26 protein-coding genes and 1 pseudogene are annotated in these 25,239 nt (G+C 72.2%); 12 read left to right on the top strand and 15 right to left on the bottom strand.

Going from position 1 to position 25,239, the window contains the following annotated elements:
- Window positions 1-24 precede the first annotated feature (24 nt).
- Window positions 25-1,185 carry an alpha-hydroxy-acid oxidizing protein gene (locus AB0N17_RS34925; RefSeq protein ID WP_366015643.1) on the top strand — a complete coding sequence of 387 codons (1,161 nt, stop codon included), beginning with the start codon at window positions 25-27 and terminating at the stop codon, window positions 1,183-1,185.
- A gap of 40 nt (window positions 1,186-1,225) precedes the next feature.
- A pseudogene (locus tag AB0N17_RS34930) lies at window positions 1,226-1,430 on the top strand (diaminopimelate decarboxylase); the annotation flags it as partial.
- 131 nt (window positions 1,431-1,561) lie between these two features.
- Here AB0N17_RS34930 and AB0N17_RS34935 read toward each other — a convergent pair.
- Together AB0N17_RS34935 and AB0N17_RS34940 are read right to left on the bottom strand one after the other, a co-directional pair.
- A complete protein-coding gene (locus tag AB0N17_RS34935; protein WP_366015644.1) occupies window positions 1,562-3,958 on the bottom strand; it encodes a glycosyl hydrolase family 65 protein in 2,397 nt (798 codons plus the stop codon).
- Window positions 3,955-4,698: a beta-phosphoglucomutase family hydrolase gene (locus AB0N17_RS34940; protein WP_366015645.1), complete on the bottom strand. Its 744-nt coding sequence runs from the start codon at window positions 4,696-4,698 to the stop codon at window positions 3,955-3,957. Before AB0N17_RS34940 ends, AB0N17_RS34935 begins: the two co-directional genes overlap by 4 nt.
- A 185-nt stretch (window positions 4,699-4,883) precedes the next feature.
- Between AB0N17_RS34940 and AB0N17_RS34945 the strand changes: the two genes are divergently transcribed.
- Window positions 4,884-5,525, top strand: a complete 642-nt coding sequence (locus AB0N17_RS34945; RefSeq protein ID WP_366015647.1) for an isoprenylcysteine carboxylmethyltransferase family protein — start codon at window positions 4,884-4,886, stop codon at window positions 5,523-5,525.
- 120 nt (window positions 5,526-5,645) lie between these two features.
- Here AB0N17_RS34945 and AB0N17_RS34950 read toward each other — a convergent pair whose 3' ends face one another.
- Window positions 5,646-6,122, bottom strand: a complete 477-nt coding sequence (locus tag AB0N17_RS34950; RefSeq protein WP_366015648.1) for an SRPBCC family protein — start codon at window positions 6,120-6,122, stop codon at window positions 5,646-5,648.
- A 196-nt stretch (window positions 6,123-6,318) separates the two neighbouring features.
- Between AB0N17_RS34950 and AB0N17_RS34955 the strand changes: the two genes are divergently transcribed.
- Window positions 6,319-7,050 (top strand): SDR family oxidoreductase, encoded by a 732-nt coding sequence (locus AB0N17_RS34955; RefSeq protein WP_366015649.1) that lies wholly within the window; start codon window positions 6,319-6,321, stop codon window positions 7,048-7,050.
- A gap of 143 nt (window positions 7,051-7,193) precedes the next feature.
- On the top strand, window positions 7,194-8,711 hold the full coding sequence (locus tag AB0N17_RS34960) for an MFS transporter (protein ID WP_366015650.1): 1,518 nt from the start codon (window positions 7,194-7,196) through the stop codon (window positions 8,709-8,711).
- A 36-nt stretch (window positions 8,712-8,747) separates the two neighbouring features.
- Here the strand turns inward: AB0N17_RS34960 and AB0N17_RS34965 are convergent, their stop codons facing one another.
- The 4 genes from AB0N17_RS34965 to AB0N17_RS34980 form a co-directional block, all read right to left on the bottom strand.
- A complete protein-coding gene (locus AB0N17_RS34965; protein WP_366015651.1) occupies window positions 8,748-9,221 on the bottom strand; it encodes a GNAT family N-acetyltransferase in 474 nt (157 codons plus the stop codon).
- Window positions 9,222-9,320: 99 nt separating this feature from the next.
- On the bottom strand, window positions 9,321-9,746 hold the full coding sequence (locus AB0N17_RS34970; RefSeq protein WP_366015652.1) for a hypothetical protein: 426 nt from the start codon (window positions 9,744-9,746) through the stop codon (window positions 9,321-9,323).
- Window positions 9,747-9,791: 45 nt separating this feature from the next.
- On the bottom strand, window positions 9,792-10,268 hold the full coding sequence (locus AB0N17_RS34975; RefSeq protein WP_366015653.1) for an SHOCT domain-containing protein: 477 nt from the start codon (window positions 10,266-10,268) through the stop codon (window positions 9,792-9,794).
- 105 nt (window positions 10,269-10,373) lie between these two features.
- On the bottom strand, window positions 10,374-11,723 hold the full coding sequence (locus AB0N17_RS34980; RefSeq protein WP_366015654.1) for a hypothetical protein: 1,350 nt from the start codon (window positions 11,721-11,723) through the stop codon (window positions 10,374-10,376).
- 440 nt (window positions 11,724-12,163) lie between these two features.
- Between AB0N17_RS34980 and AB0N17_RS34985 the strand changes: the two genes are divergently transcribed.
- Window positions 12,164-12,742, top strand: coding sequence for a potassium channel family protein (locus AB0N17_RS34985; protein WP_366015655.1), 579 nt, complete (start codon window positions 12,164-12,166; stop codon window positions 12,740-12,742).
- A 10-nt stretch (window positions 12,743-12,752) separates the two neighbouring features.
- On the opposite strand, the gene AB0N17_RS34990 is transcribed toward AB0N17_RS34985, so the two are convergent.
- The 3 genes from AB0N17_RS34990 to AB0N17_RS35000 form a co-directional block, all read right to left on the bottom strand.
- On the bottom strand, window positions 12,753-12,950 hold the full coding sequence (locus AB0N17_RS34990; protein ID WP_366015656.1) for a hypothetical protein: 198 nt from the start codon (window positions 12,948-12,950) through the stop codon (window positions 12,753-12,755).
- 132 nt (window positions 12,951-13,082) lie between these two features.
- Complete coding sequence (locus AB0N17_RS34995; RefSeq protein WP_366015657.1) at window positions 13,083-15,782, bottom strand: LuxR C-terminal-related transcriptional regulator; 2,700 nt, start codon at window positions 15,780-15,782, stop codon at window positions 13,083-13,085.
- Window positions 15,783-15,969: 187 nt separating this feature from the next.
- Window positions 15,970-16,416, bottom strand: a complete 447-nt coding sequence (locus AB0N17_RS35000) for a universal stress protein (RefSeq protein WP_366015658.1) — start codon at window positions 16,414-16,416, stop codon at window positions 15,970-15,972.
- Between the two features lie 217 nt (window positions 16,417-16,633).
- Here AB0N17_RS35000 and AB0N17_RS35005 point away from each other — a divergent pair, with 217 nt between their 5' ends.
- Complete coding sequence (locus AB0N17_RS35005; RefSeq protein ID WP_366015659.1) at window positions 16,634-17,122, top strand: GNAT family N-acetyltransferase; 489 nt, start codon at window positions 16,634-16,636, stop codon at window positions 17,120-17,122.
- A gap of 46 nt (window positions 17,123-17,168) precedes the next feature.
- Here AB0N17_RS35005 and AB0N17_RS35010 read toward each other — a convergent pair whose 3' ends face one another.
- Window positions 17,169-17,543: a VOC family protein gene (locus AB0N17_RS35010; RefSeq protein ID WP_366015660.1), complete on the bottom strand. Its 375-nt coding sequence runs from the start codon at window positions 17,541-17,543 to the stop codon at window positions 17,169-17,171.
- Window positions 17,544-17,740: 197 nt separating this feature from the next.
- On the opposite strand from AB0N17_RS35010, the gene AB0N17_RS35015 reads away from it, so the two are divergent.
- The 4 genes from AB0N17_RS35015 to AB0N17_RS35030 all read left to right on the top strand — a co-directional run bounded on the left by AB0N17_RS35015 (window position 17,741) and on the right by AB0N17_RS35030 (window position 21,226).
- Window positions 17,741-18,079: a MarR family transcriptional regulator gene (locus AB0N17_RS35015; protein ID WP_366015661.1), complete on the top strand. Its 339-nt coding sequence runs from the start codon at window positions 17,741-17,743 to the stop codon at window positions 18,077-18,079.
- A 1-nt stretch (window position 18,080) separates the two neighbouring features.
- Window positions 18,081-18,845, top strand: coding sequence for a class I SAM-dependent methyltransferase (locus AB0N17_RS35020; protein WP_366015662.1), 765 nt, complete (start codon window positions 18,081-18,083; stop codon window positions 18,843-18,845).
- 246 nt (window positions 18,846-19,091) lie between these two features.
- Complete coding sequence (locus tag AB0N17_RS35025; protein WP_366015663.1) at window positions 19,092-19,748, top strand: hypothetical protein; 657 nt, start codon at window positions 19,092-19,094, stop codon at window positions 19,746-19,748.
- 707 nt (window positions 19,749-20,455) lie between these two features.
- Complete coding sequence (locus AB0N17_RS35030; protein WP_366015664.1) at window positions 20,456-21,226, top strand: maleylpyruvate isomerase N-terminal domain-containing protein; 771 nt, start codon at window positions 20,456-20,458, stop codon at window positions 21,224-21,226.
- Here the strand turns inward: AB0N17_RS35030 and AB0N17_RS35035 are convergent.
- Window positions 21,220-22,284: a PP2C family protein-serine/threonine phosphatase gene (locus AB0N17_RS35035; RefSeq protein ID WP_366015665.1), complete on the bottom strand. Its 1,065-nt coding sequence runs from the start codon at window positions 22,282-22,284 to the stop codon at window positions 21,220-21,222. The genes AB0N17_RS35030 and AB0N17_RS35035 overlap by 7 nt on opposite strands.
- A gap of 267 nt (window positions 22,285-22,551) precedes the next feature.
- Between AB0N17_RS35035 and AB0N17_RS35040 the strand changes: the two genes are divergently transcribed.
- Window positions 22,552-23,778, top strand: a complete 1,227-nt coding sequence (locus AB0N17_RS35040) for a GAF domain-containing SpoIIE family protein phosphatase (protein WP_366015666.1) — start codon at window positions 22,552-22,554, stop codon at window positions 23,776-23,778.
- On the opposite strand, the gene AB0N17_RS35045 is transcribed toward AB0N17_RS35040, so the two are convergent.
- From AB0N17_RS35045 to AB0N17_RS35055, 3 genes are all read right to left on the bottom strand, one after another.
- Entirely contained in the window at window positions 23,765-24,559 is a 795-nt protein-coding gene (locus tag AB0N17_RS35045; protein WP_366015668.1) for an oxidoreductase, read from the bottom strand. The genes AB0N17_RS35040 and AB0N17_RS35045 overlap by 14 nt on opposite strands.
- Window positions 24,560-24,628: 69 nt before the next feature.
- A complete protein-coding gene (locus tag AB0N17_RS35050) occupies window positions 24,629-24,862 on the bottom strand; it encodes a hypothetical protein (protein WP_366015669.1) in 234 nt (77 codons plus the stop codon).
- Window positions 24,849-25,106 carry a DUF6400 family protein gene (locus AB0N17_RS35055; RefSeq protein ID WP_366015670.1) on the bottom strand — a complete coding sequence of 86 codons (258 nt, stop codon included), beginning with the start codon at window positions 25,104-25,106 and terminating at the stop codon, window positions 24,849-24,851. The genes AB0N17_RS35050 and AB0N17_RS35055 overlap by 14 nt, the downstream gene beginning before the upstream one ends.
- Between the last annotated feature and the right edge of the window lie 133 nt (window positions 25,107-25,239).

Here is a 25,239-nt window from a genome sequence, read left to right on the forward strand (position 1 = left end):
GGCCGCAGGCAGGAGGACCGGATCGTGGCGTTCGCCGACTATCAGAACGAGATCTACTTCCATGGGCTGCACGGGGTGGTGCCGCGGCTGCCGATGACGTACGCCGAGCTGGAGCCGCCGGCCCACGCGGCGATGCCCCCGTCGGTGCGGTCGTACGTCGCCGGTGGCGCCGGGGACGAGTACACCCAGCGGGCCAACGTCACCGCCTTCGAGCAGTGGGGTCTCGTGCCGCGCATGCTGGTGGGGGCTCGTGAGCGGGACCTGTCGGTCGACCTGTTCGGCACGCACCTGGCCTCGCCGCTGTTCATGGCCCCGATCGGCGTGATCGGGCTGTGCGCCCAGGACGGCCACGGCGACCTCGCCACCGCGCGCGCCGCCGCCCGCACGGGCGTGCCGATGGTCGCCTCGACCCTGACCGTGGACCCGATGGAGGAGGTCGTCCCCGAGCTCGGTGACACCCCCGGCTTCTTCCAGCTCTACACCCCCACCGACCGGGAGCTGGCCGAGAGCCTGGTCCACCGGGCCGAGCGGGCCGGTTTCCAGGGCATCGTGGTCACCCTCGACACCTGGATCACCGGCTGGCGTCCCCGCGACCTGTCCGTCAGCAACTTCCCCCAGCTGCGCGGGCACTGCCTGACCAACTACACCAGCGACCCGGTCTTCCGCTCTCGTCTCGCCAAGTCCCCGGAGGACGATCCGGCGGCCGCGGTGATGCTCTGGGCCCAGATCTTCGGCAACCCCCTCACCTGGGACGACCTGCCCTGGCTGCGGTCCCTCACCGACCTGCCGCTGATCCTCAAGGGCCTGTGTCACCCCGACGACGTCCGCCGCGCCAAGGACGCCGGCGTGGACGGCATCTACTGCTCCAATCACGGCGGCCGGCAGGCCAACGGCGGACTGCCCGCCCTGAACTGCCTGCCCGGCGTGGTCGAGGCCGCCGGGGACCTGCCCGTCCTGTTCGACTCCGGTGTCCGCACCGGCGCCGACGTCATCAAGGCTCTCGCCCTGGGCGCGACCGCCGTCGGCATCGGCCGCCCCTACGCCTACGGCCTGGCCCTCGACGGCACCGACGGCATCGTCCACGTCCTGCGCTCCCTGCTCGCCGAGGCGGACCTCCTCATGGCCGTCGACGGCTACCCCACGCTCGCGGACCTCACGCCCGACGCCCTCCAGCGCGTCCGCTGACACACAGCATCAGCGTCCCGTCAGGGGCGCCGGTACGCACACGGGCGGGCCGGTGTTCGCGGCCGTCGACGGCGGCATGAGCGACACCCCGCGCCCGGCCCTGTACGGCGTCCGGTACGCGCCTCGTCCGGTCGGCCGGCCCGGTACGGCGGACCAGGTCCGGGTGACCGTGGTGGGCCCGGCACCGCGAGGCGGGCACGCGCTGGCCACCGGCGTCGAACTCCCCGCCGACATAAGGACGGTGAGCTGCTCGTCGCGAGTCACTGGAGGACATCCGCAGCCGCGTCGTCGGCCTGTGACCGGGCTTCGACCCCTCGTCCCGCTTCCCCAGCGGCCCTGGCACGGGCCCGGCGGACGGTGCGTGCGGACGTTCGTGTCACTCCTGTGCTTCCGCCTGGGCTTCCTCCGTGCCGGGCCGGCCCGGCGGGCGGCGGCCGTGCGGCTGCTGAGGTTCGGGGAGTGCGTGGGCGGCCGGCATCGGGCGGTCCACCGGTTCCTCGGCGGTCACGGTCAGTGGTTCGCCGTGGTGCAGCACCTCCAGCGGTGCGCCGTCGAGCAGTCGGTAGCGGGCGTGGGTCCGACCGATGTCCACCTTCAGTCTGCGTCCGCGCACCGCCACGGTGAACGCCACCCTGGACAGCGCTTCGGGCAGCCGCGGCGCGAACCCCAGCAGGTCCGGCTTTCCGTCGTCACCGAGGTGTCGGCGCAGGCCTCCGAAGCCGACGACCAGGGCGATCCAGGTCCCGGCGAGGGAGGCGATGTGCAGCCCGTCGCGGGTGTTGTGCTCCAGGTCGTCCAGATCCATCAGCGCGGCCTCGCCAAGGTAGGCGTAGGCCAGCCGCAGGTGCCCGGTCTCGGCGGCGAGCACCGCCTGGCAGCACGCCGAGAGGGAGGAGTCGCGGACGGTGAGCGTCTCGTAGTAGGCGAAGTTGCGGGCCTTCTCCTCGTCGGTGAACGCGTAGGGGCAGGCCAGCATGGCCAGGACCACGTCGGCCTGTTTGACCACTTGTTTGCGGTACAGGTCGAAGTAGGGGTAGTGCAGCATCAGTGGGTAGTTCTCGGGCGGAGTGCCCTCGAAGTCCCAGCGCTGGAAGTGCGTGTATCCGGCCGATTGTTCGTGCACGCCGAGGGTCTCGTTGTACGGGATCGCCATGCGGGCCGCCGCGTCCCGCCAGGCGGCGGCCTCCTCGTCGTCCACGCCCAGTTCCTCGGCGCGCTCCCGGTAGAGCGTGGCCGCGTCCGCCGCGGCGCGCAGGTTCTGCCGTGCCAGCAGATTGGTGTACAGGTTGTCCCGGGCGATGGCGCTGTACTCGTCGGGCCCCGTGACCCCGTCGATGTGGAACACGCCCTCCGCGTCGTGGTGGCCGAGGGAGCGCCACAGCCGGGCGGTGTCCACGAGGAGGTCGAGTCCCTCACGGCGTCCGAACTCCTCGTCGCCCGTCATCATGACGTAGCGGACCGCGCTCATGGCGATGTCGGCGTTGATGTGGAAGGCGGCCGTGCCGGCCGGCCAGTAGGCGGAACATTCGGCGCCGTCGATCGTCCGCCAGGGGAACACCGCTCCCGACAGCCCCAGTTGGCGCGCGCGTTCCCGGGCCGCCGGCAGCGTCCGGTGCCGCCATCGCAGCGGCGAGGCGACGGTCTCCGGCGCGGTGAAGGTCAGCACCGGCAGGACGTAGGACTCGGTGTCCCAGAAGGAGTGTCCGTCGTATCCGGTTCCGGTCAGTCCCTTCGCGGGGATCGCCCGGTTCTCCCCGCGGGCCGCCGCCTGGAGTACGTGGAAGAGGGCGAACCGCACCGCCTGCTGGATCTGCGCGTCGCCCTCGACCTCGACGTCCGCGCCGGCCCAGAACCGGTCCAGGTAGGCCCGTTGAGCCGCGACCAGGCCGTCCCAGCCGGTGCTGACCGCGGCGGCCACCGCGCCGTCCACCTGGTCGTGCACGGCCGGCAGTGAACGCTGTCCCGACCAGCCGTAGGCCACGAACTTGACCAGCCGCAGCGGCTGCCCGGGGACCAGGTCCGCGGTCACCGTCAGACGGCTGACGTCGGGCTCGCACTGCGCCGTCCAGCGGGTGCTCTCGGGCCCCTCGACGAGATGGTCGGCCGCCGCTCCCACCCGCAGCACGCTCTGGCCGGTGCAGTGCACGAGCCGCAACCGGGTGTCCTGCGCGAAGGCCTCCTCGGCCACCAGCGGGGACTCGGTCGCCGCGGCGACGCGCGGATCGCCCTCGATGCGGGGCAGTTGCTCGTTGGCGACGAGTTCGGACTGCACGGCGACCGTGGCCGGTCCGTCGACCGCCTCGACCTCGTACACGATGGCGGCCACCGCGCGCTGGGTGAACGACACGAGCCGCTGTGAGGTGATCCGGACCGTACGGCCGCCGGGCGAGGTCCATCGCGCGGTGCGGCTGAGGATGCCGGAGCGGAAGTCGAGGACCCGCTCGTGCGCCAGCAGCCGGCCGTAGCGCAGATCGCACGGGTGGTCGTCGACCAGCAGCCGGATGATCTTGCCGTCGGTGACGTTGATCATCGTCTGGCCGGACTCGGGATATCCGTAGCCCGCTTCCGCGTACGGCAGCGGATGCCGCTCGTAGACGCCGTTGAGGTAGGCGCCGGGCAGTCCGTGCGGTTCCCCCTCGTCCAGGTTTCCACGCCATCCGATGTGCCCGTTGGACAGGGCGAACACCGATTCGCTCTGCGCGAGCACGTCCACGTTCAGCTCGGTCTCGCGCAGGCACCACGGCTCGACCGTGAAGCTGGGATGGGTGATCACCGCGACTCCAGAAGTTCGGCCAGGTCGCGGACCACCACGTCCGCGCCGTGGGCCCGTAGCTGCTCCGCCTGGCCGACCCGGTCGACCCCTACGACCAGGCCGAACCGTCCCGCGTGCCCCGCTTCGACCCCGGCGAGCGCGTCCTCGAACACCGCGGCCCGGCCGGGCTCCACCGCCAGAACGCGCGCGCCCTCCAGGTAGGTGTCCGGTGCGGGTTTGCCGCGCAGCCCGCGTTCGTGCGCCACCACGCCGTCGATCCGCTCGTCGAACAATTCCTCGATGCCGGCCGCCACCAGGACGTCCCGGCAGTTCGCGCTGGAGGACACCACCGCGGTGCGCAGTCCGGCTTCCCGCACGGCGTGCACGAAGCGGACCGAACCCTCGTAGGGCTCGACCCCTTCGTCACGGATCCGCCGCAGCACCAGGTTGTTCTTCCGGGTGCCCAGCCCGTTCACGGTCTCCGCCTCCGGCGGGTCGTCCGCCGCTCCCTCGGGCAGGTGCACCCCGCGTGCGGCGAGGAACGTGCGCACGCCGTCCTCGCGGGGCCGCCCGTCCACGTACTCGTCGTAGTCCTCGACCGCGTCGAAGGGCACGAACGCGGTGCCTTCGCGTGCCGCCCGGTCGCGGAGATAGTCGTCGAACATCTCCTTCCAGGCGGCCGCGTGCACCTTCGCGGTCTGGGTGAGCACGCCGTCGAGGTCGAACAGGCAGGCACGGACGTGAGCAGGTAGCCCCAGCATGCCGTCGAGGCTAGGAGCCGTCCGCGGCCGACGGCGGGGCGACACCCTCCGGCACGTGTGAAGGCACCCGGTCGGGCCAGGCGATCCACGCAGCGATCTCTACCCGTGGGTGGAGTTGCGGGGGCTCTTGTCCATCGACCCCTGGTTGGTGGTGCCTGCTACCGGCCACGGAGCAGTCTGGAGGCATGGGATCTCTCCACTCGGCACTCGTTCTGCTCACCGTCGCCTGCGTCGCGGTCTTCGGCGCCGCATGGGTCGCGGGGGCCGTCTACTTCGGCGTCAGGAGTCAGGACGGGCTGCGCGGCTGGATACACGGACTGCGCCGTTCCTGGCCCCGCCGCGTGCTGCTGATCGCGGGCGCTTACGCGTTCTCCGCTCTGATCGGCCGCTCTCAGGGGTTCTGGCGTCACCTGGAGTACTGGCAGCCGGGGCTCGCGGTGGCAGGCGCCCTGCTCGCCGTCGCCTCCACCGCGCTGCTGCTGTGGGCCCGCTGGGTTCTGGGCACCATGTGGGCCAGCGTGCCGCTGGTCCAGGAGCACCACGAACTGCGGACGGACGGCCCCTACCGGCTGGTGCGCCATCCCATCTACACGGGCCTGCTGGGCCTGATCGTCGGTGCCATGCCGGCCTGCGGCTTCGGCGTCTGGATCGCTCTCCTGGCAGTCGCCGTCCCCTGGCTGCTGCGGCGGGTCCGGGTGGAGGACGACCTGATGGCGGGACGCTTCGGTGCGGCTTACGAGGCCTACCGCGCCGGCGTCCCCGCACTGATCCCCTGGACGGGGCCCGGCCGGGTGGGCCTGCACCGTGGATCACAGCAGCGCGGGTGACAGCGACATGGGTGACAGCAGCGTGAGGATGTGACCGCCGGGCCGTGCGGCGCGATGCGGCCCGCCCGCCGCGTCACGCCGGACGCGGTCGGGCGGGCCGTGGCATGCCCCGTCGTACCGTCAGATCGGCGTGCCGCTGTCTCCCGGGCGGATGCGTCCGCGCCATCCTCCGCTCTCGCCGCCGGCCTGCTCGATGTACTGCTTGAAGCGCTTCATGTCGCCCTTGACCCGCCGGTCGATCGTGCCCAGCATGTCCGCGGCCTTCTCCGTGGCTCCGCTGGGGTCGACGTCCATGACGAGTTCCACCCTGGTGTGCATGTCGTCCACGCGCTCGAAGCGGACCGAGCCCTTCTGGCTGGTGTCACCGGTGGTGGTGCGCCATGTGATGCGCTCGTCGGGAAGCTGGTCGACGATCTCCGTGTCGAACTCCCTCCGGATTCCGCCGATCTTGGTGGTCCAGTGGTTGTGGCGGTCGTCCAGTTGCCTGACCTCCTCGACGCCCTCCATGAAGTTCGGGAAGTCCTCGAACTGGGTCCACTGGTTGTAGGCGGTGTGGAGCGGGACGTCGACTTCCACTGTTTCCTTGACGATGCTCATCAGTGTGCCTCCGTAGCGTCGGTCCGATGCGGGGCCCGAGTACCCGGGGAGGCTCCGGTTACCACCCACGAGGTGGCTCCCGCCGAGCGATGCGGGTGCACGTTCCGGAAGCGAACAGCACACTGGTGCAAGCGCCGAGCTCGCCTTCCAGCACCGGTCGCGGCATTCCGTGCACAAACCCGAGGAAAGGCGTGTCATGAAGATCGCAGTGATCGGCGGTACCGGGCTGATCGGGTCGCAGGTGGTCAAGGACCTGACCGCCGCCGGACACGAGGCGGTACCGCACTCGCAGTCCACCGGCGTCGACATCATCAGCGGCCGTGGACTGGACGAGGCGGTGACCGGAGCCGACGTCGTCGTCAACGTGACGAACTCCCCCACCTTCGACGACGCCTCGCTCGCCTTCTTCCAGACCTCCATGGACAACCTGCTCGCCGCGGCCCACAAGGGCGGCGTCGGTCACTTCGTCATCCTCTCGATCGTCGGCGTGGACCAGGTACCGCAGCTGGACTACTACCGGGCCAAAGCGCTCCAGGAGAAGATCCTCGCCGCCGGCCCGATCCCCTACTCGATCGTCCGGGCCACGCAGTTCATGGACTTCATCGACGCCGTCCTGTCCTGGACCGCCGACGGCGACACCGTCCGGCTGCCCGCCACACCCATCCAGCCGATCGCCTCCCAGGACGTCGCCCACGCCGTCGCCGAGGTCGCCGCGGGCACCCCGCTGAACGGCATCCACGACATCGCCGGCCCCGAGGTCTTCCCCCTGGACGAACTGGGCCGCATCACCCTGTCCCACCACGGCGACGACCGCACCGTCGTCACCGACCCCACCGCCGGCATGTTCGCCGCCGTCAAGGGCGACGTCCTCACCGACAAGAACGCCCACCTCGCCCCCACCCGCTACACCGACTGGCTCTCCTCCTGACATCCGCGGCACGGGGCCGTACGGGCCGGGCAGTCCGCGGGAGGGCTCCCGTCCGCCGTAGGCCGTGGTGTGTGCCCGTGCCCCGGCCGGGGAACTTGGTTCGCCCGGGCGCGGGCGGGCGCGGCCGGGTGAGAGGAGCGCAGGTGACAGCGTCGACGCCGGCGACGGGCGGTCGGACACCGGGCGCTCAGGAGGCCGGGGACGAGCCGGATCCCCGCCGGTGGCGGGCCCTGTGGGTCACCCTGGTGGCCGGCTTCATGAGCCTGCTGGACGTCACGATCGTGGCGGTCGCCCTGCCCACCATCCAGCGTGACCTGCACGCCTCTGCCGCGCAGGTGCAGTGGGTGGTGTCCGGGTACGCCCTCACCTTCGCCCTCGCGCTCGTCACCGCCGGGCGCCTCGGTGACGCCCTGGACCGGCGCCGGATCTTTCTGCTCGCCCTCACCGGCTTCGTGCTCTGCAGCGCGGCCTGTGGCGCGGCTCCCGGCATCACGCTGCTGGTGACGGCCCGCCTCGCCCAGGGCCTGGCGGCCGGCTTCATGGCACCGCAGAACTCCGCGCTCATCCAGCAGATGTTCCGGGGCGCCGAACGAGGTCGTGCGTTCGGCTTCTTCGGTGCCACCGTCGGCATCTCCTCCGCCGCCGGCCCGATCACCGGCGGCGCCATCCTCGCCCTGGCCTCCGGCGCCCAGGGCTGGCGGTGGATCTTCTACGTCAACGTCCCCATCGGCGTTCTCGCCGTCCTGCTCGGCCGCCGTCTGCTGCCGCACACCAGGCGCTCCGGCCGGGGACACGTGGACGTGCCCGGCATCCTGCTCCTCGGAACCGGGGTCCTCGCGGTGATGTACCCGCTGGTCCAGGCCGATTCCGGCGGCCTGGCCCACGTGTGGTGGCTGTTCCTCGTCGGCGTCGCGGTGCTGGCCGCCTTCACCCAGTGGCAGCGCCGCCTCGTCGCCCGCGGCGCCCAGCCGCTGCTCGATCCGCGTCTGTTCACCACCGTGCGCGGCTACGCCGTCGGTGCCGGCGTCGGCACGCTGTACTTCATCGGCTTCAGCGGCGTCTGGCTGGTCTTCGCGCTCTTCTATCAGCGCGGCCTCGGCTTCTCCCCGCTCCGCTCCGGTCTGGCCGTGACCCCCTTCGCCCTCGGCTCGGCCGGCGCGGCCGTGATATCCGGCCGGCTGGTGGACCGGTTCGGCCGGCTGCTCACCGTGTGGGGGCTCACGGGCGTGATCGCCGGCCTGGGCGGAACGGCGCTGCTGCTGCGCCTCGCGCCTCTCGGTGTCGCTCCCTGGGCCGCCGCCCCGGTGCTGTTCCTGGGCGGCATCGGCGGCGGCTTCGTGGTGGCTCCCAACATCACCATGACCCTGCGCGACGTGCCGGTGCGCATGGCGGGCGCGGCGGGCGGCGCCCTGCAGACCGGGCAACGGCTCGGCGCCGCGGTGGGCACCGCCGCCCTGCCCGGCCTCTTCTACCTGGTGCTCAGCGGGAGCCACGACTACCGCGGCGCCCTCGCCACCGCGATCGGTGCCGCCCTCGTCGGCATGGTGGCGTCCCTGGCCCTCGCCACGTTCGACTGGCTCCGCGACCGGCGCACACGCCCACCGCACGAGAGGTGCCCGGACGAGGTGGCCAACAACCCGGTGCACGCCCGCCAGACCTGACCACAGCGCGAGACGGCGACGCGGACGGCGCGGCGATCAGGTCTGCGGCGCGTCGAACGGCAGGTCGCGGCGGAAGACGACCATCGCTGCTCCCGGCCCGTCGTAGTCGTCGACGACCTCCGAGTCGAAGCCGAGCCTGCGATGGAACGCGATCGAGCCGGTGTTGCCGACCGAGGTGATCGCCTTCAGCCGCCGCGCGCCCTGCCGGTGCGCGACGTCGGCGAACTCCGCGTACAGGCGGCGTCCGAGACCGGTGCCGCGGGCATCGTCCCGGGTGGCGATCAGGTGGACGTATCCGGTACCGGTCGGGGTGACGAACCCGACGAGGTATCCCCGGATTCCGTCCTCGGCGCGCGCGACCAGGCAGGTCTCGCCGAACTCCTGCACCAGGGCCGGCAGGTGCAGTGAGCGGAGGTCGCGGTCCCCCCAGTACCGGGGGTGGTCGGCGAGGAGCTGGTGCATGTCCGTGATGTCGGCCGGTGTGATCCGTGTGCGCATGAGGACGATCATGGCAGGTCCGGCAAGGGATGTACGGATCGGGCGAGTTGGGACGCTCAAGGGTGCGCGTCCCCGATGCCGGGGGCGCACACCGTGCTGTCACCGGAGTGCTCAGCCGAACAGGCCGGACGCGTCGTCCTCCCGCACCACGCACAGGGCCCAGATGATGAATCCGGAGAACGCGATCATCACGATCGACCAGACCGGGTAATACGGCAGGGACAGGAAGTTGGCGATGATGATCAGCGCGGCGATGGCCACCCCGCTGACGCGCGCCCACGGTGCGATCTTGAGGAGTCCGATACTCACGGCGAAGGCGACGACGCCCAGCGCCAAATGCACCCAGCCCCAGCCCGTGAGGTCGAACCGGAAGACGTAGCTGCGTGTCGTGAGGAAGACGTCGTCCTGGGCGATCGCCATGACGCCGCGGAAGAAGTTCAGCACCCCGGCGAGCATCAGCATGACTGCTCCGAAGGCCGTCAGGCCGGTCGCCCACTGCTGCTTGGCGGTGCCCGCGGGCGCGCGTGTGGCGGTCATCGTGCTACCTCGTTCCTCTCCGTACGTGGTGCTCGAAGGTGATGCTCAGCGCGGGGAGGCCGACGGTACGGCTCCGGTGTTCTCGGTGCGTTCGGGCTTGCCGCCGCCCGCGAGGACCAGTTCCTTCGCCCGCCGGAACTCGTCGTCGGTGATGTCGCCGCGGGACCGCATCTCGGAGAGCTTCGCCAGTTCGTCGGCACTGGTGCGGGGCGGACCCGGCTGGGCGGTCTGGCGGATGTAGTCGTCGACGGCCTTCTGCTGCGCGCGGGCCTGTTCGACCTCGCGGCGGCCCATGTCCTTGCCGCGCGCGATCAGGTAGACGAAGACGCCCAGGAACGGCAGCACGACGACGCACACGGTCCAGGCCGCCTTCCCCCAGCCGCCCAGGTTGTCGTCGCGGAAGATGTCGACGACGACCCGGAAGAGCAGCACGAACCACATGATCCACAGGAAGAACACCAGCATGGACCAGAAGACGCTCAGCGCCGGATAGTCGTACGCGAGGTAGGTCGGTGCGCTCATGTCGCTTCCTCCGTCCCAGGTGTGTGCACCCGGTAGTCGTTGCGTGCATTCTCAGCGTGGCGGGCCGGCAACCGGGCCGCCTCACCCGGCGCGGGTGAACGGCGCTCAGGGGGCCGACGGACGCGGTGCGTCGGCGGCGGCCGGTCCCGTCGCGGCCGCCAGGACCGCCGTGACCACCAGGACCACGAGGACCAGGCAGAGGACGAGTGCCACCACACCGACCGTGGGGTGATTCCACAGGACGAGGGCCAGGGCGCCCGCCGCGATGACGACACCGGTGGTCCACGACCGGTGGGCGGCCAGCCACTGGCCGCCGTGGCCGGTGCGCACGCCGTGGCGGCTCAGCTCCCGCCCCGCCGCCGAGGTGCCCCGCTGCGCCGTCGAGCGCACGGCGCGCGCCGCCCGGCTCGGCCCGTACAGGAAGGCAGCCAGCGCCGTGATCACGGCGACGACGATCAGCGTACGGACGCTGTCGCGCAGGAAGCGGACGAAGGTGTCGTAGATCGCGGCGGCGGCGTCGGGCGGCAGGGTGGCCGGGGGCACCGAGTCGAGGTAGACGCGCCGTGCGACGACCAGTGCCACGAGCAGCACGATCATCATGAGGCCGATGCCGACGGAGATGACCATCAGCATCACCCGGTGCCCGGGAGCGGCCCACACGGCCGCGGCGGCCACCGCGAGGGTCACGATGGGCAGCCACGTGCCGAGGATGTCGAGCAGCCGCATCAGGTCCTGCGCCTTGGTGAGCTTGTCGGTGCGGAACAGCGTGATCGAGCGGTCGACCTGCGGGATGGCGGAGGCCTTCTGGAAGCCGGCGTCGACCAGGCGCGACTTCACCTGGTCGATCACCACGCCGATGTCCAGCTGGACGGTGTCGCCCTGGGCCCGCAGAGCTCCCTGCCCCTCGCCGGTGAGCATGCCCACCACCGAGGACTGCGCCCGCCGGTTGGCCGCCACCCAGGCCTCCTCGAAGACGTCGCTGGTGACCACGCGGTCGACGACGCGGTGGACGACCGTCTGCACGGCGGAACGCAGCGGACCGGTCAGCGACTTCGAGGCGTCGACCACGCGCGGCGGCGCCCCGTTGTCGGCGAGCAGCTTGGTGAGCGAGGCGGTCACCGCCTGGACGTCCACCTGGGACACCACGCGATCGGTCAGCCGGTTCGCCACGGCGTCCTGGACGGCTGGTTCCGAGGCGAGCGGTGCGACGGTCTGCACGTACCGGTCGGTGTCGGCGACCGTGTCGTGGACCCAGACGGCGACGACGGCCAGGGGTGCGAGAACGAGCGTCAGCACCAGGAGCACCGAGGCGGCCGTGCGGCGCAGGCGCCGGTGGCGTACCCGCGAGGCCCGGCGCAGCCGCTCGTACTCGGCGTGTTCCTCGGGGGTCAGGACATGACCGGGAGGCGGGGGTTCGCCCGCAGGGGTCGGTCCGGAGGCGGTGCCCGAAGCCATGGTTCCTCCTTGGGCATGTGCACCGCTGTGGTCGGCGGTGTCGCAGGGCAGGGCGGTGACGGCTCCTCGTGGCCCTCGTGCTCCTCGTGCTCCTCGACGTGCTCGTCGTATTCGGCGTGCCCGTCGTCCTCGGCGTGGCTCGTCAGAGGCTTCGGCGGCCGGTCCGAGCGGCTTGGGGCCCCGTCGGGAACCTGCTCACGTCCGGTGCGTACGCCCCGGGCCCGCGTGACTCGGTCATGGCTCCTCCTCACGCGGTCGCGGGGCCCGTCGCCGGACGGCCGACGGGGCCGGTTGTGGGGACCTCACCGAGCCAGCGTCGCGCGGCCGGCCGCGGACTGCGTCACCCTTGGCGGGTGATCCGCGCGCCGGCCCGGGGCGATGAGGTGGAAGCTGCGGGCAGGCGACAGGCCTGCGACCGAAGCCGGACGAAGAGACACACGATGAAGGATCCAGTGGCTGCCCGGACCGAGCGCACCCCGCCGGATGACGCGCCGTTTCGCGGACGGCCGGGGCGACGGGCGACGGCCCTGTCCATCGCACGGACCCTGGGCACCGCGATCGGTCTGGTCACCGCCTACTACCTGTTGCCCTTGAACCGGCCCGCCACGGTCGGTACCTCGCTGATCCTGCTGGGCGGTCTGCTGGCGGTGGTCCTCGTCTTCGCGTGGGAGGCGTGGACCATCATGCGTTCGCCCCACCCCCGGCTGAAGGCCGTCGAAGCCGTGGCCATCACCGTGTGCGCGTATCTGGTCCTCTTCGCGAGCACCTACTACCTGATCGAACGCGCGCTCCCCGGTTCCTTCAGCGAGCACATGACCAGAACGGACGCGCTGTACTTCACGGTCACGACCTTCAGCACCGTGGGCTTCGGCGACATCACCGCACTGTCCCAGGCGGGCAGGATCGTCGTGACCTTGCAGATGGTCGGCGGCCTGCTGCTCGTGGGCGTCGCCGTGCGGGTGCTCTCGGCGGCGGTCCGGGCGGGTCTGCGGCGGCAGGGACGCGAGCCGCCGCAGTGAGGGGGCCGCATCACTCCGGTACTTGGCGCATCTCCAGGACTCGCAACCCCAGCGACTGGCAGCGGGCGAGCAGCCCGTACAGCTGAGCCTCGTCGACCACCGGTCCGAACAGGACGGTGTGACCGGACATCACGACGTGCTCCAGCTCAGGGAACGCCTTGGTCAACGTCTCTGTCATCCGTCCGTCGACGCGAATCTCGTAGCGCATGAGCTGCTCTTCCCACGTCGCTCGGGGGCATCGTGCCAGTCCCTGTCCGTGCGATCCTCCTCTTCCGGCCCGCCGCCCGGCTTCACCCGGGGAAGGTGATACCGGAGCGCGGCGCCGGCGGACGCCCGGCCGTCACAGCAGTCCCAGCTCACGCGCCCGGCGGACGGCGTCGTGACGTCGGTTCACACCGAGCTTGCGGTAGGCACTCTTGAGATGGGTCTTGACGGTGTTGACCGACACGTACAGGTCGGTGGCGATCTCCTGCGTCGACATCATCTGGGCCAGCCGTCGCAGGACGTCGCGTTCGCGTCCGCTCAGTTCTTCGACGACCGGCAACGGCGGCTGCTCCTCGGCCCGTGCCGCGCCGGCCGAGGACGGCGTTCCGGGGGTCAGCCAGCCCTCGGCCAGTCCGCGCAGCGGCACGGTGCCGAGCAGCGGCCGCAGCCATGGTCCGGCTTCGCGGAAGGGGCGCCGCAGCCGTTCGCGCCGTGCCTCCCGGAGCGCCTGGGCGACGAGTCTGCGCTGGGTGGCGAGGTCCCCGGCTTCGCCTGCCACCTGGGCCCGCACCAGCGTGGCCCGGACGGTGACGGCGGGGCCGACGTGGCCCTCCTGTCGCACTCGGTCGAGCAGGTCGACCGCGGCGCCGGTCCTGCCCACGGCCAGCTCCGCCTGTGCGGCTTCCACCAGACACACCGGCTCATGGCCAAAGTCCTCGCGCAGCAGCTCGACGGCCAGCTCCGGCCGGCCCTCGGCGAGGTGCGCGGCGGCCGCCACCGACGCCGTGTGGGCCCCGGCCCAGGGGGACGCCGTATCGGCCCTGACGGGCCCGTCCACCGCTTCGAGCGCGGCCCGCGTCTCGCCGCGTGCCACCAGGACGCGCCCGGTGACGATGGCCCGCCCCGCCTGGGCCACGGGGTCGGGCAGCGGGTGCCGCGCGTCGATCGCGGCGTCGAGGAGCACCTGGGCCCGGTCCAGTTCGTCGCGGTCCACGGCGACGGCGGCCAGGACCAGCGATCCCAGCCCCGGTCCGGGCGCCGGGGCGGGGCCGCGGCGGTCCGTCGTGGTCACGGCGGCCAGAGCCTCCCGCTCGGCCCGGTCGGGCCAGCCCCTCAGGTAGTCGATGAGGGCGAGGTGGCCCAGACACTCCTCACGCAGCTGTGCCGTCGACGGCTCCCGGCCGGAGTCGACGACCGCGGTCAGGGCCTCCCGCGCCGCCCCGAAGCGGCCCGCCCACAAACGGGTGGAGCCGAGATGGGTGAGGAGGAGGGCGACGAGTTCCGGGTGCTCCTCCAGGCGCCGGCCCGGCACCTCGCGTCGAAGGATCTCGGCGGCCCGGGCCGCCGACTCCGCCCGTCCCGGCGAACCCGTCAGCCGCGCGGCCAGGGCTTCCAGGAGGGCACAGCTCAGCCGGGCGGCGGCCAGGCCGGGGGCATCGTCCCCGCGGTCCTCGGCCGACTCGCTCTGCCGTGCCAGGGTCGAAGCGGCCCGGGCCAGGCGAGGCAGGCCGCGTTCGACGTCGCACCGGGAGAGGTCCCTGGCCGCACGGACGAGGTCGGTGGCGGGGCTCATGGGCTGGGGCCCCATGCGGGAGAACAGCTCGTCCCGGCCGTCGGAGTTCAGGCCGGTGAAGATCTCCCCTATGGCGAGATCGCCGACGAGGGCGTCGGCGGCGGCCTCCCAGTCGTCCGCGGCGGCGGCGTGGCCGAGCGTCTCGTCGAGGGACCCCGAGCTGCGCAGCCAGAGCGCCGCCCGGCGGTGGAGCTCGGCTTCCAGTCCGGGGCAGCGCGCCCGCAGGTGAGCATGGAGGATCTCCCCGAACAGCGGGTGCAGACGGAACCAGGCATGCCCGAGGTGCTCGACGAACGCGTTCTCGCGGTGCAGGCCGGACAGGATGCGTTCGGCGTCGCTGCGGCCGGTCAGGGCGTCGGCCAGGTCCGGGCAGACGCGTTCGAGGATGCTGACCCGCAGCAGCAGGTCCTGCGTCTCGTCCCCCTGCCGCTCGAGCACCTCGGCCAGCAGGAAGTCGGCGATCGTCGTGCGGTCGGCCTCGAACTCCTTGAGGAACATCTGCGGGTCCGTCTCCCCCTGCGCGGCCAGAGCGCACAGCCGCAGTCCGGCTGCCCAGCCCCGGGTGCGCTCCACCAGCGCGCGGACGTCACCGGCGGGGAGGTGCAGGCCGTGCAGCGTCAACAGGGAGGCCGCCTCGTCGGGGGTGAAGGCCAGCTCCGCGTTCCTGATCTCCGTGATGGCCCCGGCCGTACGGTAGCGGTGCAGCGGAAGCAGCGGCTCGGTGCGCGTGACGAGGATCAGGCGCATGCCGTGTCCGGCGTGCTGGAGGACGAAGGCGAGCTGGTCCGCGGTCTCCGGGTCGGTCACGCGGTCGAACTCGTCGATGACCAGGGTCGCCGGAACGTCCCGGGAGCTGAGTTCGGCGGCGAGCCGTGTGAGGAGCCCGTCGTCCACCCGGCCGGCCTCGGCGGGGAACCCGACGTCGGTGGACAGGGGCACGCCGGACAGGCGCAGCGCATGGAGCAGGTACGCCCAGAAGGTGCCGCCTCCCTTGTCCGCCACCTGTGCGGTGAGCCAGGCGACGTGCCCGCCCAGTGTCGCGGCCCAGTCGGCGACCAGCAGCGTCTTGCCCGCCCCCGCGGCTCCGTCGACCACGGTCAGCGGTGTCAGAAGTGCCTCGTCGAGGTGTTCGGCCAGCCGGTTCCGGCGCAGGAACGTGCCGGGACGGGTCGGGATGGCGAACTGCGTCCGCAGAAACGGGTCTCCTCGGGGATCCGCAGCGGGTGGTCTCGGAGCCGGTCCGTTCTCGTCCAGCGCACTCATGGTGTTCACCACCACTGATGAGGTAGGTCGCGGGGGCAACTATCCCCTCGTCGTCAAGCGTGAGCCCTGGTCGCCGTTCGGCACATGGGCCACTGGTCCCTGCGTACGGCGCAAGAGGGGCCGGGGGGCCGCGTCACTGGTTCTTCGCCGACGGGCCGCGTCACTGGTTCTTCGCCGACGGGCCGCGTCACTGCTTCGTCTCGGAGCGCACGATCACGACCGGGCAGGTCGCGTGCTGTGACACGTGCTGGCTGACGGAACCGAGCAGTGCGCGGGCGAACCCGCCCCTCCCCCGGCTGCCGACGACCACGGCCTCGGCTCCCTCCGCGGCCCGCAGCAGCACGTCGGCCGGGTTGCCGTGCACCACGTGCGTCCGGACCGAGCCGGCCTCGTCCGCTCCGAGCACGTCGGTCAGCTCCTGCCGCATGCGCTGGCGGGTCTCTTCCTCGTCGACGTCCATGTCCACGGCGGGCGCGGACCAGCCGTACAGGCCGGGCAGCTCCCACACGGCGACCGCGTCCACGACGCCGCCGACGAGGCCGGCGTACCGGACGGCCCAGCGCAGGGCCACGTACGAGGACGGCGACCCGTCGACACCGACCACGACCCGCGGCCCGGAGACGTCCCTGTCCATGCGTTCCACCTCTCCTGCCGCGTTCGGCCCGCCCGGCCGGACTCCTCTTCGTTCCACGCTGAGCGCCCGGTCGCCACACCGCCACAGGAGGAGCATCCGGCGGCGGGGCGGAGTATCCTCCGCGCCGGCGTCCCCACAGCGCACGCCTGTCCGGCGTCGCTGCTCAGTGAGCGGACGCGGATGGACACGGCCCGCCACGGTGATCGACGATCCCGGCATGATCCGTGCCGCAACCGTGAACGACATCGCGGAGATCCGCGCCATGATCCGCGAACTCGCCGAGTACGAACGTGCCGCCGAGCAGGCCCGGGCGACCGAGGAGCAGCTCCGCGAGGCGCTGTTCGGCGAACGTCCCGCCGCCTTCGCGTTGATCGCCGAGGACGACGAGACGGGCGAGACGGTCGGCTACGCCGTGTGGTTCCAGCACTTTTCGACGTGGACCGGCACGGGTGGCATGCACCTGGAGGACCTCTACGTTCGGCCGCACGCCCGGAGCGGGGGCCATGGCAAGGCCCTGTTCGCCTCGCTCGCCGCGATCTGCGAGCGCAGCGGCTACGAGCGCTTCGAATGGTGGGTCCTGGCCTGGAACGAGCCCGCGATCGGCTTCTACACATCGCTCGGAGCGGAGCTGCTGGAGGAATGGACGGTGTGCCGCGTGAGCGGTGACGCCCTCAAGAAGCTGGCGGCGCGGGCACCGGCCGGCTGACCCGGCCGGGCGCCGTGCGCGGGCGCCCGGCCGGGGGCGGCCCCGGTTACAGGTAGGGGCGGGTGATCAGCTCGATGGCGTGACCGGCGGGGTCCTTGAAGTAGACCCCGCGGCCGCCGTGTTCGTCGTTGATCTCGCCAGGGCGTCGCATCTGCGGATCGGCCCAGTGCTCGATGCCGTGATCGCAAAGCCGCCGGTACGCCCGGTCGAACAGCTCGTCGTCGACCAGGAACGCGTAGTGCTGCATCTGGATCTCCACCGGCGGCTCGGCGAACTGGAGCAGTACGCCGTCGGTGAGCTGGATGTTGGTGAAGGGACCCCAGGACGGCGCTTCCGGCAGCTCCAGCAGCTCCCGGAAGAAGCGGGCCGATGCGTTGCGGTCCTTGGCGGCGATGATGGTGTGGTTGAACGTGGCTGTCATTCGGTGGGCCTCAAGAGGGTTCGGCACGAAAACGGACTCGTCGTGGTGCACGAGCACGGGGGGTCCGCGTGCCGAACCGAGGGGGTGCCCTGCGCGCACCCGCTGTCCGGTCAGCCCTCCACCGGATAGCCGATCCGTGTGTGGCGTAGCGCCGGTCCGGTGTTCATGACGAGCAACCGTACGTGCTGCGCAGTGACATGACAACCCGTCACCCGGAGGGCGGTGCGGCCATGCGCATGGGCGAACTGGCCGATCGCATCGGCCTGAAGGACAGCACCGTCACACGCCTGGTGGGCCGTCTGGAGACGCTGGGGCTGGCGGAGCGCACCTCTGTCGCCGGCGACGGACGGGCCGTGACCGCCGTCATCACCGAGACCGGCCGGCACCGGTACGCGGAGGCCACACCCACCTACCGCGCGGCGCTGGGCACGGCCCTGCACGCCGCCCGCGCCAACATCTGTCTCGCCGACCTCGCCGCCTGGGTACGCACCGGGCAGTCGGCGGCCGGTGACACGGACAGTCCGAGGGGGACGTGACATGGCTCCGCACACAGGCACCGCCGTCGAGCACTACGACCGGCTGCTCGCCGAGCACTACACCTGGATGCTCGGCGGCGACGTCCGGCAACTCGCCGACCGCCAGAGCGACTTCCTCACCGGTCTCGGCCTGGCCGGGCCTGCCGAGGGGGTGACCGCCGTCGACCTCGGGTGCGGCCCGGGGGCGCAGACGCTGGCGCTGGCCCGTCTCGGCTACGACCCGGTGATCGCCGTGGACACCAGCCGCAGGCTGCTGGACGAACTCACGCAGCACGCACGGGGGTTCGCCGCGATCCGGCCGGTCCACGGCGACCTGCGCAGCGTGCTGCCCGAGGTCGCCGAGCCCGGCAGCGTGGGAGCCGTCGTGTGCATGGGGGACACCCTGCCCCACCTGCCGGCCAGGTCGGACGTCCCGCCCCTGCTCGGCCACGTCGCCCGTGCTCTCGCCCCGGGCGGGCACTTCGTCGTCACCTACCGTGACCTCACCCGGGAGCTCCGGGGGACCGAGCGCTTCATCCCGGTGCGCAGCGACGACGACCGGCTGCTCACCTGCTTCCTCGAGTACCGGGACGAGGAGACGGTGACGGTCCACGACCTCTTCCACCTGCGTACCGGCGGCTCCTGGGAGCTTCGTGCGGGCAGCTACCCGAAGCTGCGGATCGCCCCCGCGTGGCTGGCCGAGCAGTGCCGGGCGGCAGGCCTGCGGATCGTCCGGGACACCACGGGACCGGGCGGCATGCAGGTCCTGCACGCGGTCACATCGTGAGAACGCGACGCCGGGAGAAGGTGGTGACGACCCGATGAGCCTCGTCCGCGTCAACGGCGCCCTGCTCGCCCACGACGATCACGGCCCGCGCGACGGCACGCCCGTACTGCTCGTCCACGGCCATCCGTTCAACCGGACGCTGTAGCGGCGGAGGTTCACTGTGACACGAGGCTGTCGACCCGGCGGTGCGATCCTCGCCTCGACGGTCGCACGCGCCGGCGACTGCACGAGCGGTACGGTTCTGCCATGTCCCGATCAGCAGACAGCGGCCCCTCCCCCACCTCGGTCACCGCGGACGACCTCGGGCTCGCCGTGCGGCTCGCTGTGACAGTCCTCCGGGAGGCTCCCCCTGCCGCATGGGAGGGCAAGGCGGGTTCGCTGGAGTGGGACTGCTGGGAGACGGTCGAGCACCTCAGCGACGACCTCTTCGCCTACGCCGCCCAACTCGGGCCCAGCACACCCCCCTTGGACGGTGAGGTGCCGTTCGTGTGGGAGAGCCGGCGGCCCGGCGGACCGGCGAACGCCATTCACGCCGACCGTGCGGCGGGGCCCGCAGGGCTGTTGCAGGTGCTGGAGGCGAGTGGCGCGCTGCTGGTCGCCATGGTGCGCACGACGCCGTCGCAGACCCGCGCCCACCACGCGTTCGGCGTCTCGGATCCCGAGGGCTTCGCCGCGATGGGGATCGTGGAGACGCTGGTGCACACGCACGATCTGGCGCAGGGGCTCGGGCTCGCCTGGCACCCGCCCGCCGACCTGTGCGCGCGCGTGCTGGCCCGGCTGTTTCCGGACGCGCCGGACTCGACGGAACCCTGGCCCACACTGTTGTGGGCCACGGGACGCGCCGAACTGCCCGGCCGGGCTCGCCTGGCCTCCTGGCGCTGGGACGGCAGGCCCCGGACGTAGTCACTCCTGGGGGCGGGTGGGGCCGATCCCGGCCGGAGGCCCGGCCGAACCACCCGAGCGACCCGGCAAGATCCGAAGGAGAGCGCCTGGTGCTCCCGCTCTCCGCACTCGGCGGGGCGGAGCACGCTGCTCGGGGTCACCTCGGCAGGGCCGTCCAGGCGCAGGCAGGCGTCGCCGGGCGTGCCGCCCTCGGGCTGGTACTCGACCGAGGCGACACAGACCGCGCCGCCCCCCTGGACCTCCGTTGAAACCGGCGAACGGATCCAGCGCCGGGAAACCGCCGAGCAGGCCGACGGCGGAGTCGTGGGCCGGGGGGTAGGCGTCCGGCCGCTCGGCGATCTCCGGCAGGAACGGTGCCGCGGTGACCGCCGCGGGGAGGACGGCGGCCATGTGCCCGTGCATGATGCCGGTGTGCTGCGGCCGGGACATGGCGTCGGCGACCTGGACCTGGTTGCGGGCGGTGGCCCGGGCCCGCAGCGGCGCCACCGGGTCCGGTGGCCGCCGGCCGTCCGGGAACCTGTCCGCGGCCCAGGGAACCTCGAGCACCGGTGTGGGGACGGCGGCCCGGTCCACCGCCGCTGTCCGTTCGGTCAGCATTCCCGGATCTTGGCACAGGGTGCTTCTCCGGACGCTGCTGAAGCCCTGGGCCCACGCCCGGTCGGACGCCCGCCGGTTTGCCTCACGACCAGCCAGGTCAGCCATCGCACATGATCCCCTCCCAGGTCGACGAGACGCTGCCCGAGCTGGCCCCCTTCGTCCACGCCGTGCAGGGCCGGCGGCCCGACGACGGCACGTGGTGCGAGGCGTGGACGGTGCGGGACGTCCTGGTCCACCAGACGGGCAACGCCGAGGAACTGGCCCGCGTGCTCAAGGCGTTCCTCGCGGGAAGTCCGGTCCAGACCAGGGGGTTCGAGCGGGAGGACCCCTACCGGCGGATGTCCGACTCCGACCTCTGGGCGGCGTTCATGGACCGCTGCGCACAGCTCACCGAGATCGCGGCGGCCGCCGCACAGGACCTGTCCGCGGACACGGAGGTGATGTGGACCGGCCGGTCCGTGAAGGTCCCCTTCTTCGCGGAGCACATGCGCGAGGAGCTGATCCTGCACCGCTGGGACCTGACCGGCGACGACCGGACGGCCGTGCAGGCCCTCAACGAGCCGTGGATGACCGAACACAGCGTGGTGTCGGTCGGCCGGCCGCTGCTGGAGCGAGGCCGCACCGGGCTGGGTCTGGGGCCCGGCGAACGCGTCGAGGGCCGCCTGCGCACGCCGGGCGCGGACGACGTCGTGGTCACCGCCGACGCCGGCGGCACCAGCATCCGTCTCGCCGCCCCCGAGGGACCGGCCACGATCGAGAGCGATCCCGCGGTACGCGTCCTGCTGCTGTGGGGACGCCGCCCCGCAGACCCGTCACGCTGGCACAGCGACGCCGGCCCGGAGACCTTGCGCAGGGTGCGGGCCCTCCTGGGCGGCTACTGAGGCACACCGGGTGCGCACCGCGGCGGGCAGGTGATCGTCGGCTGTCCGGAGCGGACGGCGACGGCCGCGATGTCGTCCTCGAGCCTGCCGCCGCTGTAGTCGATCAGGTCCTGGTGCAGCCGGTCCAGCAGCTCGCGCGGCGGTGCCGGGCCGAGCTCCCGCATCCAGTCCGGCAGCGGGAAGAACGCGCCGCTGCGGTCCCTGGTCTCCGTGACGCCGTCGGTGTAGAGCAGCAGCTGGTCGCCGGGGGCGAAGTCGAAGGTCTCGACGGTGTAGTCGTCGCCGAGGAGTGCCGCGAGGTTCAGTGGCGGTGACGGCTCGGCCACCTCCAGGGTCTGGACCTTCCCGTGCTGCACCAGCAGCGGCGGCGGGTGCCCGCAGTTGAGGATCCTCACCTGCCCGCCGGTGCACGGGATCTCGGCGATCAGAGCGGTGGCGAAGTGCTCGGGCTCGTCCGGGTCGAGGAGCCCGACGCTGTAGCGGCCGATGCTGGTCTCCAGGCGCTGGATGATGCTGGTCAGGTCGGGCTGGTCGTAGGCGTTCTCCCGGAAGCAGTTGATCACCGCCGAGGCCGCCCCGACCGCCGACAACCCCTTGCCGCGCACGTCGCCGATGAGGAGCCGCACGCCGTACTGCGTGTCGGCGACCTCGTAGAAGTCGCCGCCGATGCGGGCCTGCTCCTGCGCCGCCAGGTACAGGGACTCGATCTCGACGTCCTGGATGCGAGGCGGCAGCGGGCGCAGCAGCACCTTCTGGGCGGCGTCGGCGACGAGGCGGACCTGGAAGAGCATCTCCTCGCGCTGCAGGCGCACACGGCTCGTATAGGCCGCCACCAGGGTGACGACGACGATCGCGGCGGCCGTGAAGGGCGTCCCCAGATCGGGGTAGACGAGGCTGAGCCCGATCATGACCAGCAGACAGAATGCCCCCAGCAGGATCGTGGGAATCACGGGCCACATCGCGGCGGCGAGCGCGGGGGCGGCGGGCAGGAGACGGCTGAACGCGATCTGCCGGGGGGTGGCGAACGCCAGGCCGGCGACGAGCACCGCGAGGACCATGGGGGACAGCAGTACGGTCTGGCGTCGGCCACCGTACGGAGCTCGGTGACGACGTGGATGCCGCCCTGCCCCGATCACAAAAGTATCTTAACGGGCGAATTGGACTTCGCGCTGCGCGTCCGGCTCTCCGGAACGATGCGCCGGCCGACCTCGCTGCGGTCATGTGTTCGACGCGATGAAACGTCTGTGTCACCCGCCACGGGTTGCCATGGACCTAGGGTGGTGCATGTGTCGGAAGGGTACGAGTCGCTTCACAGACCGACGACGGTGCGGCCTGCCGAACCCCGTCGCACACCCGCGCCGGGCGTCGGCGCACCGTCCGGGCTGAGCGCCCTGCGCGCGGCGGTGACCCGGATCGGCACCACGCTCGACGAGGACACCACGTACGCGGAGCTGACCCGGGAGGCCGCCCGGCAGGTGGGAGGCGCCGCGGCCGTGCTGCTCAGCGGGCATCGCGGCAGCTCGCGGTACGGGGCCGTCGTCGGGAACCCGGCACTGCTGCCCGATGCCTGGTGGGCCGCGGCCGGGCCCCGGCAGGCCGCGGGGCCGGCGGACGGCGGCTTCGCCCCTCCGGTGACCGGGCTCGCCGGTCTCGCGGTCCGTGTGCCGCTCGCCGCGGCGGGCCGCTGCTACGGCGTGCTGGTCAGCGCCCGCGGGGAGGCGCCGTACACGCACGAGGAGGCGGAGCTGCTGACGCTCCTCGCCGAACACGCCGCCGCCCACGTCCGGCACGCCCGCGAGCACGACGCGGTGACCGGCATCGTCGGGAAGCTGCAGCGCGCCCTGCTGTCGCAGCCCGGCCGTCCGCATCCCAATCTGGAGGTGGCCACCCGCTATCTCCCGGTCGGGCAGAGTGCCCTGGTGGGCGGGGACTGGTGCGAGACGGTCCGGCTCCACTTCGGCCGTACGCTGCTCGTGGTCGGCGACGTGATGGGGCACGGCCTGGAGGCCGCCGTCGACATGGCCGCCTACCGCTCGTCCCTGCGGTACATCGCCTCCGCCGACCTGCCCCCGCACCGCGTGCTGCGCCAGCTCGACGAGCTGGCCGCCGACGAGCCGGACCGCAGGCCCGCCACCTGTCTGATCGCCCAGGTCGACCCCAATCGGGGGCAGGTGACCTTCGCGAGCGCCGGCCATCTGCCTCCGGCCGTCCTGGACGGGCAGGGCCGCGCGTCACTGCTGGCGGTGCCGGTCGGCCCGCCGTTGGGCACCGGGCTGGGCGGCTACGAACCGGCGACCTGCCGGCTGGATCCGTCCCAGGCTCTGGTGCTCTTCACCGACGGCCTCGTCGAGCGGCGCGGCGAGGACATCGACCATTCCCTGCGGCGGCTGACCGAGGTCGACTTCCGGGCCGCCCTGGGCCTGGAGGACGTCCTCGACACGGTGCTCGCCCGCCTCGACGCCCGGCACGCCGAGGACGACGTCGCGGTGCTGGCCGCGCGCCTGCGCCAGCGTGAGCAGGACCGGAGCGCCGGAGCGATCACAGCGTCTTGACCTGGCCGCCGTCGATCGTGAACTCGGCTCCCGTGATGTTTCCGGCGAGCGGGGAGGCGAGGAAGAGAGCCAGATCGGCGACTTCGTGCGCTTCGGTGACCCGTCCGGTGGAGATGCCCATGCTCTGCGGCACCACCACGTCGATGGCTTCCTGCGCGGTCGTGCCGGCCTGGGCCGCCGTGGCCTCGGCGAAGCCGCCCGGCGCGGTCCAGAACGGGGTGCGGACCGGCCCCGGGGCGATCGCGTTGACCCGGACACCCCGCGGGGCGAACTCCTCGGAGAGTGACTTGGTGAGGCTGGTCAGCGCGGCCTTGGCGGCCGAGTAGTCCACGACCATGGGGAAGGGCAGGCGCGCGTTGATGGAGGTGATGTTGACGAGGGAGCCCCCGCCCGCGCCCAGGAGGTGGGGCAGTGCCGCGCGGCTGGTCCGGACCGCACTGAACAGGGTCATGTCGAAGATCCGCTGCCATTCGGCGTCGTCGACGTCCAGGAAGCTCGGCCGGGGCGTCGCGGAACCGACGTTGTTGACCAGGACGTCGATCCTGCCGTGCCGGTCGACGGCGGCCCGGACGAGGGCCTCGGGCCCGTCCGCGGTGGCCAGGTCGACCGGAACCGCGGTGACGCCGTACAGCTCGCGGAGCCCGTCGAGCTCGGGGGTGCTGCTCCGGCTGCCGGCGACGACGTGTGCGCCTTCGCGGGCGAACGCGTCGGCGATGGCCAGGCCGATGCCCTTGCTCGCTCCCGTGACGACGGCGACCTTGTCCTTGAGCTGCAGGTCCATGGCAGTCCTTGTCCGGGCCGGCCCCCGCTGGGCCGGCCCCCCGGACTCACGGTAGACACAGCTTCCGGCTCATGCCTTTCGGCGGGACCGGGTGGCGCCGAAACCCGTCTCGTGGTCCCAGACGTGTGTGCACGTGGGGCACTGCAGGTGGAGCAGGCTGCCGGTGTTCGACAGCAGGTAGCGCCAGTGCCGGGTGCACCTGCGCGAGCTCTCGCAGGTGGCGCAGCCCCGGTGGTCCGCGCAGTTGGGGCAGGTCACCCAGGCGCGGCGGCCGATGTCCGCGTGCGGATCAAGCGGCAGCACGGCCGTCTCCGCGCTTCGGGAGGACACCGGCCGCGACGAGCTCGTCGTAGATCCGCTGCTGTTCGTCGTCCAGGCCGGAGTAGAGCAGGTCGTAGGCCTCCTCCTCGCCGCGCAGCGCCGCGACCGGGTCCCAGTCGGGGCCGACGGCCGCCATGACGTGGGTGCGCCGGAGCATCTCGTGGGCGGTGAGGTCGACGGAGAACTCGACCGGCTCGGCAGGAAGGCTGGGGTCAGAGGAGGACATATCACCGAACGTAGGTACGCCTTCCCCGCCACGGCAAGCCACTGCCGCTTCCCCTGTCCGAGCTGCTGGGGGCCGGCACAAGAATTCTTCGGCGCGAGCTGCCGGAGGACCCGCGTCCGTGGCTCTTCGGCAC

Source organism: Streptomyces sp. NPDC051133 (genome assembly GCF_040682635.1).
GTDB lineage: Bacteria > Actinomycetota > Actinomycetes > Streptomycetales > Streptomycetaceae > Streptomyces.